This is a genomic window from Prevotella sp. oral taxon 317 str. F0108, from assembly GCF_000162415.1.
Taxonomy (GTDB): domain Bacteria; phylum Bacteroidota; class Bacteroidia; order Bacteroidales; family Bacteroidaceae; genus Prevotella; species Prevotella conceptionensis.
Genome location: NZ_GG740074.1, coordinates 321,841 through 332,998, shown reverse-complemented (window position 1 = coordinate 332,998; position 11,158 = coordinate 321,841). Strand labels below are relative to the sequence as shown.

General features: G+C 43.5%; 9 protein-coding genes. 6 read left to right on the top strand and 3 right to left on the bottom strand.

The annotated features are described in order from the left end of the window. Nucleotides 1-142: 142 nt before the first annotated feature. The 3 genes from HMPREF0670_RS10780 to HMPREF0670_RS10770 are packed head-to-tail and all read right to left on the bottom strand — an operon-like array spanning nt 143 to nt 5,100. Nucleotides 143-1,696: a type I restriction-modification system subunit M gene (locus tag HMPREF0670_RS10780; RefSeq protein WP_009231186.1), complete on the bottom strand. Its 1,554-nt coding sequence runs from the start codon at nt 1,694-1,696 to the stop codon at nt 143-145. A 4-nt stretch (nt 1,697-1,700) separates the two neighbouring features. After that, on the bottom strand, nt 1,701-2,252 hold the full coding sequence (locus HMPREF0670_RS10775) for a hypothetical protein (protein ID WP_009231185.1): 552 nt from the start codon (nt 2,250-2,252) through the stop codon (nt 1,701-1,703). 4 nt (nt 2,253-2,256) lie between these two features. Beyond that, nucleotides 2,257-5,100: a type I restriction endonuclease subunit R gene (locus tag HMPREF0670_RS10770; protein ID WP_009231184.1), complete on the bottom strand. Its 2,844-nt coding sequence runs from the start codon at nt 5,098-5,100 to the stop codon at nt 2,257-2,259. 539 nt (nt 5,101-5,639) lie between these two features. On the opposite strand from HMPREF0670_RS10770, the gene HMPREF0670_RS16385 reads away from it, so the two are divergent. From HMPREF0670_RS16385 to rpsG, 6 genes are all read left to right on the top strand, one after another. Beyond that, the gene (locus tag HMPREF0670_RS16385; RefSeq protein ID WP_009231182.1) at nt 5,640-5,828 is read left to right on the top strand and encodes a hypothetical protein; all 189 of its coding nucleotides are present in this window, start codon (nt 5,640-5,642) and stop codon (nt 5,826-5,828) included. A 452-nt stretch (nt 5,829-6,280) separates the two neighbouring features. Beyond that, the gene (locus HMPREF0670_RS10755) at nt 6,281-6,598 is read left to right on the top strand and encodes a helix-turn-helix domain-containing protein (protein ID WP_009231181.1); all 318 of its coding nucleotides are present in this window, start codon (nt 6,281-6,283) and stop codon (nt 6,596-6,598) included. A 3-nt stretch (nt 6,599-6,601) separates the two neighbouring features. Next, nucleotides 6,602-7,870, top strand: coding sequence for a type II toxin-antitoxin system HipA family toxin (locus HMPREF0670_RS10750; RefSeq protein ID WP_009231180.1), 1,269 nt, complete (start codon nt 6,602-6,604; stop codon nt 7,868-7,870). Between the two features lie 662 nt (nt 7,871-8,532). After that, entirely contained in the window at nt 8,533-9,120 is a 588-nt protein-coding gene (locus tag HMPREF0670_RS10745; RefSeq protein ID WP_009231179.1) for a porin family protein, read from the top strand. A gap of 832 nt (nt 9,121-9,952) precedes the next feature. Continuing rightward, nucleotides 9,953-10,336 (top strand): 30S ribosomal protein S12, encoded by a 384-nt coding sequence (gene rpsL / locus HMPREF0670_RS10740; protein WP_009231178.1) that lies wholly within the window; start codon nt 9,953-9,955, stop codon nt 10,334-10,336. Nucleotides 10,337-10,658: 322 nt separating this feature from the next. Next, a complete protein-coding gene (gene rpsG, locus HMPREF0670_RS10735) occupies nt 10,659-11,135 on the top strand; it encodes a 30S ribosomal protein S7 (RefSeq protein WP_009231177.1) in 477 nt (158 codons plus the stop codon). The last annotated feature ends 23 nt before the right edge of the window (nt 11,136-11,158 follow it).

Sequence of the window (11,158 nt, the reverse complement as noted above, 5' to 3'; positions counted from 1 at the left end):
GAGGACTTTTTTATCTTTATTTTCTACCATGGTTGTTACTCTTTAATTATGTTGGTATGTTGAGTTGTTGCAAAGTAGGGTATGTGTATCTTTTCTTTTTAGCACAACTGCTGTGTTGTTACGTTTTTTGCAATTTCTCATATTACACTATTCCCAATTCTTTAAGATACACCTCAATCTCCTTATCTAGTTCCGCGCGTTTGGTTTCCAATTCCTTGATTTCCGCCATTACAGCCTTGATGTCGATTGGCTCTTCCTCTTCGAAAGTGTCAACGTAACGGGGGATGTTGAGGTTGTAGTCGTTTTCGGCTATTTCCTCCAAGGTAGCAAGATGGCTGTACTTTTCTATTTCCTTGCGGTCGCGGTAGGTGTCTACAATCTTTTGGATGTGCTGCGGGCGGAGTTTGTTCTGCGTCTTCACTTTCTCGAACTCCTTGCTGGCGTCGATGAAGAGAATGTTTTCGTCTTCTTTACGGCACTTTTTGAATACCAAGATACAGGTGGGTATGCTTGTGCCATAGAAGATGTTGGCAGGCAATCCGATAATTGCATCAACATAGTTTTTCTTCTCTATGAGGAAACGGCGGATAACGCCTTCGGCATTTCCACGAAAGAGCACACCGTGAGGAGCAACGCAAGCCATTGTGCCACCTTCATTCAAATGGTAAATCATGTGGAGAATGAATGCATAATCGGCAGTTTTACGGGGAGCAAGTCGCCCTATTTTGCTGAAACGGTCGTCGTTGTTGAACTTCTCGGCAGCACTCCACTCTGCCGAGAACGGCGGATTGGCAACAACCGCATCAAACTGAGTGTCGCCAAAGGCATCAGCTTCGAGCGTATCGCCATTCTCTATGCGGAAATTGCTGAACTTGATGCCGTGCAGCAACATGTTCATACGGGCAAGATTGTAGGTTGTGGGGTTTTTCTCCTGCCCAAAGATTTCGTTAGCATGGCCGATGTTTGCAGCGCGAAGCAAAAGTGAGCCACTGCCGCAAGTAGGGTCGTAAACATTGCGAAGACGTGCGTGGCCCAGGGTTACAATCTCGGCCAAGATGTGGCTTACTTCTTGCGGAGTGTAAAACTCGCCTGCTTTTTTACCTGCACCAGCGGCAAACTGACTAATCATATATTCATAGGCATCGCCAAGAATGTCTATCTCTTGTGAGGCCTCCACACCAAAGTCTATATCATCAAGGGCAAGAAGCACGTTGCTTACTAATGTGTTTTTATCGTCTGCTGTCTTGCCTAGTTTGGGTGAAGCGAGGTCGATGTCTGAAAAGAGTCCTCCAAAATCCTCTTCGCTATCTTGCCCAAGCGTACTGTCCTCAATACGTTTCAGCGACCGTTCGAGTATAGGCAGTATGTTTTCTTTCTTTTTAATTTTCTCAATGATGGACGAGAATAGGAAATGTGGCTCAATGAAGTAGCCGATGTTCTCCAGGCATTCGGTTTTTACTTCTTGTTGTAGGGATTCAATATCATCATCATTCTCCATTGCCCACAGCTCTTTGAATGTGACTTCATCATCAACCAATGCCTCATTGGCATGTTTCTCTATTTTCTCTGATAAATACTTGTAGAAAATAAAGCCAAGGGTGAAATACATGAAGTCGCTGGCAGACATGTTGCCACGCAACTTGTTTGCGACTTCCCAAAGCTGGTCACGGAGTTTTTGTTGTAATTCCTCGCTCATATCGTTATTTCTTTTGTTGCTTTTTTAATTTCTTTGAAACATATAAATAGTAGTTGAACGCACTGTCATTTGCCTTGTTGACAATGACATCTGCTACAATGTTAGCGGGAGAACTCCTTGATAATTTGCTCCAGGCTCTTTCTCTGTATGGGCTTATCCATTCTGACAGCACATATACATTGCTTGTTGGCAAATAGAAGTTTATCTTATTAAGCATCTTGTCACTACCCACTTCGCCAACGAAATAGGATGTTAGCATGTTCTCAACAAGCGTCACGTCATTATGAGACGCCTTTTTATTTGCGAAACAGCCAAGCCATATTTCATTGATCCTTGAAAAATCATTAATATGGTGGTCCTTGTCCTTAAATCTATTAGTTATTAGGTTTCGCTCTGTTTTCCCTATATAGTAGTGGATTGATGATTTGGCATACTTCTTCATGCCACTCATCAAATACAGACTGCAAGGAATATGGTTATTCAATTCCCAACGCCTTATGCTTTCCACATCAGGAAAAGGCCCATACCATCTTATTATGTATATGTTCTTCTCCATAATGTTATTCCAAACAGTATGTTCGTATGATATAATGCAACCTGTCCATGATACGTTTTAACGTATTGCGCCTTTTTACTAAGCCCAAATGCTTTTCTTTCAGTGCCTGTTGTATAATTTCTGGTTGTTCTTTTTGCAAGTAATCGTATTCGGACAAGTAATGGTTGAGAACCTTTACATCCAAGTCTTCGTCTTTTGCAAGTTCATCCACAGCGTCGTTTCGCTTGTTGGTGATGTAGTTGTTCAATTGTTCTTCAAGGTCGCTTGTGCCATCAGCCCGTTGTTTGCGTGCCATAAAGTTGTCGCGGTCGTCATCCACGTTCTGCTGTATAAAGTCGTCAATCAGTTTTGCCTTGCTACGTAACTCAGCATCTTTAATCATCGTGTCGATGATATGCGTACGTTTTTCTTGATAATCCTCACTATAAGGATTGAGGTCGGCAATCAGATCAAGTATGTAGGTAACATTGATGATGTCGCTATGCAACAATTCCAGACAGAAATCAATGTCACCAATTACTGAGTCTGTTGAAGTTTCTGTGGGCTCTGCGTCTTCGTCGGGCGTTGAGTCTTCTCCCGAAGGTTTGCGTCCACCATCAACTGCATCGTAAATATCAAGGTATTTGCTTCGGAAGTCCATAAACTGTTGTTCGGACATGCCAAGGTCTGTTGCATCTTCTTCAAATTCATCGTAAATCTGAATTTCTGCATGTTTCTTAATAACATCGCGGAATGCAAGAATAAACTGCGTTTTGTCTCGTTCGCTCTGCAACAAATCTATGCTACTCGGCGTTGGGTATTGCTCCAAGAAACTTGTTGTAAGTTCTTGATAATTCTTCTTTACTTCATTAAAAGGTGGGCGAATAATATCTTCAAGATTGTTGCTGTTGCTGAAAAGCTTGATAGAAGCATCCACTTTGCTTTTCAAATCACGGAAACAAACAATCTTACCGAAGCGTTTCTTTTCATTCAATACCCGGTTGGTTCGACTGAATGCCTGCAACAAGCCGTGGTAGTCCATGTTCTTATCTACGTAGAGCGTATTGAGTTTTTTGCTGTCAAAACCTGTCAAGAACATACCAACTACCAAACAAAGGTCGAGCGACTTCATGTCTGCTTTCTTTTTCTTCATGCGAAGATTGATGTCATCATAATATGCACGGAAGTTTTCTGTAGTGAAACTTGTACCAAACATATCATTATAATCATCCATAATAGTTTGCAACTCGTCTGCTTCTCCGGTGCTGTCACTTACATAGCCACCCGTGTTCATGCCTGTAAGGGCGTCGTCCTGGCTACTATTGGCTGCATATGTAAACACGGCTCCAATTCTTATTTTTGGATTAAGGCTCTTAAACAGCTTATAATATCGTATAAGCATTGGTACAGACTGCACAGCAAACAATGCGTCAAACTCTCCGTCGAAGGTCGACTTATTGAAATTATTAAGGATAAACTTGGCAATTTCGGTCATGCGGTTTTGGTCGGCATTGTCTACATCTGCATTGCCATGATAATATTCTACAAGGAAACCAAGCACGTTTTCATCGGCAATGGCATCCTTTATGAGATACTTGTGAAGATTGTTGCCAAAGATTTCCTTTGTAGTATGCCCATTCACAGCATTCTCTACGAAGATAGGCGTACCGGTAAACCCGAACATCTGTGTGTTGTCGAAGAACTTAACAATATTCTTGTGGCAATCTCCGAAATGACTGCGATGACACTCATCAAAAATCATCACAATGCGAGAATGGCGGATTTCTTCGATTCGGCTACTATACCACTGCTTAGTAACTGCTGCATTGAGCTTTTGGATAGTGGTGATGATAATTTTGGAATTACTGTGAAGACGTTTCACAAGTTCGTCTGTATTATCGGTGCTGTCAACTGCACCTGGCTCAAAGGCTTCATACTCAGCTTGTGTCTGTGTGTCAAGGTCGTGGCGGTCAACCACAAACATTACCTTGTCAATGTCGCTCAATTCAGCAACAAGCTGAGCTGCCTTAAATGAAGTAAGTGTTTTGCCAGCACCTGTTGTATGCCAAATATAGCCATTGTCATTGGAGTTTACAACACGGTCGAGAATTTTTTCAACCGCATAAAACTGATAAGGGCGGAGCACCATTAGGCATTTGTCGCCCTCATGCAGTACGATATACTTGCCTATGATTTTACCCAAAGTGCACTTATCAAAGAAAGTGGTGGCAAACTTCTCCAAGTCATTGAAAGGGATATTGGCAGCGTCTGTCCAATTGAATGTGAATTTGTACCCGCTGTTGGGATTATTGGCAAAATAGCGTGTGTTAACCCCATTGGAAATCACAAACAATTGAATATAGTCGAACAGTCCGTGGAAGGAAGTTTTATGATAACGTTGTATTTGGTTGTAGGCTTGTTTCAGCTCCACACCTCTTCGTTTTAACTCAATCTGCACCAAAGGCAAACCGTTTATCAGTATCGTTACGTCATAACGACATTTCTTTCTTCCCTCAACAGTAATTTGATTGGAAACCTGGAACTCGTTTTGACACCAGTGAGTGCGGTTCAGAAATTCCACCCACAGTCGTTCGCCGCTTTCCAATTCAAGTGGAAAGAGGTCACGAAGTTTCTTTGCTTTTTCAAAACGTGTGCCGCCCTCAAGATAAATAAGGATTTTCTCAAATTCAGATTCGGTGAACTCGGTACGTCCGAATTCTTCCAGCCTCTTTCGATTATGCTTTTCTAATTGAGTTTTGAAGTTGGCACGTAGGTTATTTTCTTCTTCGATGTGCACATAGCCATAACTCATTTGCTGAAGAGTAGCAATAAGTCCGTTCTCAAGGGCAGCTTCACTTTGTACTGGCATGTTTTTGTTTTATTTTAGTTGTTCGTTGCAATAAGATTCTCTGCACGAACTATTTCATTTGCAAATCGTTTCACAGACAACTGTTTCCACTGCTAGTACAGTCTTAATCCCATTTATCGCTGTTGTCTGTTGATCTATTTTCGTTCGTTGCAGAATACGCAGGTACAAAGGTACGTTTCTAAGTTTATTATTCCAAAACAAATCTAAAAATGTTGTGTTCAAGGACTAAAAATAGTGGCGAGGGCTATGAACGCTCTACAACTCAAAGGCGACATTCTGCAACTTGTCAAGGGCGACATACTTGGGCGCATGGTACAGGAGCTGGAGATAAAGACTAAGAAAAGGGCTTCAAAGAAATAGGCGATGGAAAAGCTGGACGTAGTGGCCTGTTTTGATTGGCTGGAAAAAGAAGAGAAGGTAGGTATGCTAGGACATGAAACCCTGCGGAGCTCTGACGTGTTCTCATTCGAGTTTGACGGTGACTTGCTGAAATGTTGTGCCGATATCTGCTTTGGCAGAGATTTACCAAGGTTGAGTATATGCAGAAAGACGTGATGGCGCAGCGAAAAACCGCCACCAAATATCTCGATAGAATAGTTGAGGCGGGATTACTCCGAAAGATGAAGTTCGGCTGTAGCGATTATTACATCAACATGACGTTGATGGATTTGTTTATCCTTCATCGTGTTGACGAAATCAACGACACCGTGAGTATTGAGTCTGTCTGAGAGTGAGATTATGTATCCTAGAATGGATTTTCAGGTACACATTGGTTTGGATATGTACCCCAAGATGCGAAATAGGGTACATGTTGGCTTGGATGTGTGCCCAAGAATGCGAAAACGGGTACACGTTGGCTTGGATGTGTACCCAAGAACGGTATTTGGGGTACACATAAAGTACAGCTCATGCGGCTCACGGTCTACATAGTGCCTTACTGTCAGGCTGTGAAGAAATTTGTTAAACCCCAAATCGGTTCATTCATTGAGAATAGGGTTGAATGCCCTAGGCGGAGTATGCCTTATCTTTTCGCACTCCTTATTATATATAGGTGTCGCTTAGCTGTTTCTTAGGTGATAGATCTTTGCTTATGTGCAGAAAAGGCATGCTATAAAACAAGCAATATAAAGTATTATTAGTTAAACATTATTTCGTATCTTTGTATCACAAAAGATACATTATGACGAAATTTACCAAATCGAACTGGATGACCAGAGGGTTGCAGGAGAAACTGAATATCGTTGGTGAGCAGTTTCGCCTAGCAAGACTGCGTAGAAATCTGACGATGGATCAGGTGGCACAGCGGGCGCAATGCAGCCGCCTTACGTTATCACGCTTGGAGAAAGGCTCGTCTGCTGTTTCTCTCGGCGTGGTGGCGAGGGTTCTGAACGCCCTGCAACTCGAAGACGACATCTTGAAACTTGCCCAAGACGATATACTCGGGCGAATGGTACAGGATATGGAGATAAAGACTAAGAAAAGGGCATCAAAGAAATAGGCAATGGAAAAGTTGGACGTAGTGGCCTGTTTTGATTGGCTGGAAAAAGAAGAGAAGGTAGGTACGCTGGGACATGAAACCCTGCGAGGCTCTGACGTGTTCTCATTTGAGTTTGACGGTGACTGGCTGAAACGTTATGCCGATATCTGCTTTGGCAGAGATTTGCAACCCTTTACCGGCATCCAATACAGCCCAAGTAACAACCGCATATTTGGTTGTTTCTCTGATGCACTGCCAGACAGGTGGGGACGACGGCTGATAGACCTACGCATGGCACAGGAACAAAGGGGAAAGGGCATGGGTAAACCCACCTTGTCTGACTGGGACTATCTCAAAGGTGTGGAAGACAGCCTCCGCATGGGTGGGTTCCGTTTCAAAGACCTTGCCAGTGGTGCGTATGTCAATGCCGCATCAGGTTATGCCGTTCCCCCTGTACTTCACATTGACGAGCTTTTGCAAGCGGCTGGGGAAATAGAAAAAAGCGAATACAAGCACATGGTGCCGGAAGAGAAGTGGGTTCAACGTCTTTTTCAGCCGGGTTCGTCAATGGGCGGAGCGCGCCCAAAAGCGTGTGTTGAAAGCGGAGGACACCTCTTCCTTGCCAAATTCCCATCGGTAAAAGATGAGATAAACGTATCTCGTTGGGAGCATTTCGCTCATCTCATGGCCAGAGCGTGTGGCATTAGTGTGGCACAGACGGAAATTGTTAAGGCTGGTAATGGGCAGGACATCCTATTGTCGAAACGTTTTGACAGAAATGATGACAACCAGCGGGTGCACATGGCATCTTCTTTGACGTTGCTGGGTTTTGCGGATGGTGACGGAGAGAAAACAGGTAAAGGGTATCTGGACATTGTAGACTTCATTGTTTCAAGTGGTGGCAGAAAAGTAGGGGTCGATTTGGAAGAGCTTTACCGAAGAGTGGCCTTCAACATCTGCCTTGGCAACACCGACGATCATTTTAGAAATCACGCCTTTATGCTTGCCAAGGGAGGGTGGGAACTTTCTCCTGCATACGACCTGAACCCAAGCAACAGCCGCTATCAGGCATTGCTGATTGATAATGACACCAACGACAGCGATTTGAACAGGTTGTTTGAAGTTCACGAAAACTATATGCTAGACGATGCTGCTGCAAGGCGCATCATCGGCGACGTAACCCAAAACATGAAATGTTGGGAGGCTATGGCGCAGGATGTTGGTCTGTCGAGGGGAGAAATGGTACACTTCGCTGAACGCTTTGAGAAAGGAATGAACTTTATATTACGGTAGGTAGGATTAGAGAGGTGTCGGACATGGGCACACTGGCACTTTAAGCAGTGGGTTTTGGTTGCTAAACGCAGGTAATTGGGCTTGGAGATAGTACGAGTAGGTAAGCAAATAGAGGTGCTAAGTGGGGCTAAATGCAGGCGGTGCTCTTAAAAATGGATTAATAAAGGGCGGTGGAAGATGGAAAGCATCGGCTAAATGCCTACTTTTAGTGCATTGTTTTCTCTAGAATGGGTTGGCGGCGTAAAATATTATTATGGCGCTAACTCTTTTGGTTTATGGGTTTTGTGAGGTTGTGAGTTTGTTGGTTCATAAGTTCATGGGTTAGTGAGTTTACTAAGTTTATGGGTTGTTAAGTTTGTAAGTCATTAACTTTATCTTTTCATACTCCTTTATATAGGAGTGTCGCTTAGTTGTTTCTTGTGTGATGTATCTTTGGTTATGTGCTGTAAAGTGCATACCTTTGCATCTGCCTTTTGCGTTCTTGTTTAGAGTAGGCGGCTTGGTACAGAAACATGTAGCTTTGGCTAACATCTAGTGCCTTTTGCATTCCTTTTACTTTGTGAACATGAAGGTGGATAAATAAATCAAAGTTAGCAAACAGGGACTTTTATCCCGAACTTGCATAGATGGAATGTAATACGTTTATAGTTCTATAATTAAGAATGAAGAAGATAGTCTTGATTTTAATGTTGGCAATTGTTTCTATGGGCATTGCCAGCGCACAGCATGAGATGAAGTCGTTATCGTTGCAACCTAAAATAGGGTTGAATTTGTCGAAACTAACCAACCACTATGACTCTGATTTTAAGCCAGGGGTGGTTGTAGGGTTTGAAGCAGAGTGGCAAACTAAGGCCAAGTTTGGTTGGTCTGTTGGTCTGCTTTACTCGCAACAAGGTACAAAATACGCTTTGGGCGAGTTTAAGTACACTTACAATTACAACTATATTAATGTGCCTGTGCTGGCTAACTTCTATGTGGCTAGGAACCTTGCTCTTAAAACGGGTTTGCAGTTAGGATTTAATGTAAGCAATGGTTATACCATTGAGGGACCAGGCTCGAAAGAAAACCGCAACGACCCTGACGTTAAAGCTGTGGAGGCCTCGATACCTCTGGGAGTTTCGTACGAGTTTAATCAGTTTGTGGTAGAGGCTCGATACAACTTGGGGTTGACGTATGCCGTGCCGCAGACAAGGTTTAGTGCCTTCCAGTTTACACTTGGTTATCGGTTTGATGTGGTGAAGGGAAATTAAGGATAGCTTATGGCTTAGCTAGGGCAAGTGGAGTTAGGGCTGGTTTAGACAAACCAAACTTGATGTTGCCATAACTTAGCCGTAAATAAAATTCCTATCAGAGCATGCATCCTGCAATGGCCTGCTTGTGAGCGATGACTTGTAACGCTTAACAGCAGGCGATTGTAGGCTGTATGTGTAACCCAAGGGTGCTAATGCGTTTTTGGCTTTCCGAAATATCCTTCTCTTTTGCACATTGTAACCGATGGCTATGTGGGTAAAGGCTTTTGTGCGAGTTATAGAGAAGGACAACTATTCTCTGTGTATATCCTCATTATCTATTGTTGCATGTTCGTTTGGCTGGTGTTTTTATAGTTGTTTGGCGTTGGTTCGTCGGTAAACGTCCTAGCCGTGAGGTGTTAATATTTGCTTGAAATGTAAGGTTGGGTAGACCAATTTTACCTATACGCCTCTCTTGCCTGTTCTTACAGATTTTGCCATCTTTTGGATGTAGGTTGCGTTGTGTTTTTTGCTAGATTATGGAGAAGTAGCGGTCCTCGCGAAGTTGATGTTTAAACAAGGACGTTTTTGATGATTTTACCGACTGAAAGCGTGCGAATGATGTGGGTTGGGGGATGAGTTTAGGGGGTGTTCGCTTGGTGATGGGGACGTGTTGCGTGTTAATAATGTTTAAATAAACCAAAATATCATATTGTGAATGAAAATGAAAGGGGCGTATATTAGGTGGTTAGGATAATTGTTAGTAACTTTGCACCCCGAAAAGGCATATTGTGCCGTTTCTGTATTCGCTTGATAATAACGAAAATAACATATAAAATTAAAAAGTAAAATTATGCCTACTATTTCACAGCTAGTAAGAAAAGGCAGAAAGGTGCTTGTGGACAAGAGCAAGTCGCCTGCGTTGGACTCGTGTCCGCAACGCCGTGGCGTTTGTGTTCGTGTTTACACCACAACCCCTAAGAAGCCTAACTCGGCAATGCGTAAGGTTGCCCGTGTGCGTCTGACAAACCAAAAGGAGGTTAACTCTTACATTCCCGGAGAAGGTCACAACTTGCAAGAGCACAGCATCGTGCTTGTTCGTGGCGGTCGTGTAAAAGACCTCCCTGGTGTTCGTTACCACATTGTTCGCGGTACGCTTGATACCGCCGGTGTAGCCAACCGCACGCAGCGCCGTTCGAAGTATGGCGCAAAACGTCCTAAGGCCGCTAAGAAATAAGATGCGCGCCGCAATAAGTTTTTAAGTTCGTGAACTCTTATGCCGGTAAGGCTTGCGGTAGCAAGGACTTCGGGGCTAGGCGAGAGGTGTTTGCCGGGGTTTGCAAACTTAAAAGCTTATTCAGAAAAAGACAAGTGAACAGAAACGTCGAGGTGCAGACGATAAAGGCACCAAGAAAGTATAAACCGTTTTGCTGGTGAATTGTTTGAGGCGGGTTTTGATAATTTTTATGACACGCCTAAAAGGTTGAGTAAACATCCGGGTGCGGAAGTTGAAGAACAGTTGACAACCCCATGCAGAATTATTTTTTTTCAAAACAAAAATGAGAAAAGCAAAACCAAAGAAGCGCGTGATCCTTCCCGATCCCGTGTACAACGACCAAAAGGTCTCTAAGTTTGTAAACCACTTGATGTACGACGGTAAGAAGAATGCCTCGTACGAAATTTTCTACAACGCCCTTGATACCGTAAAGGCAAAGATGGAGAAGGAAGAGAAGTCGCCCCTCGAAATCTGGAAGACGGCCTTGGACAACATCACTCCGCAAGTGGAGGTGAAGAGCCGCCGTATTGGTGGTGCCACGTTCCAAGTTCCAACCGAAATACGTGCAGAGCGCAAGGAAAGTATCTCGATGAAGAACATGATTTCTTACGCCCGCAAACGTGGCGGCAAGACCATGGCCGACAAATTGGCTGCCGAGATTATGGACGCCTTTAACAACCAAGGCGGCGCTTACAAGCGTAAAGAAGACATGCACCGCATGGCAGAGGCAAACCGCGCATTCGCACATTTCAGATTCTAATATATAAATAGGTATACAAAAGA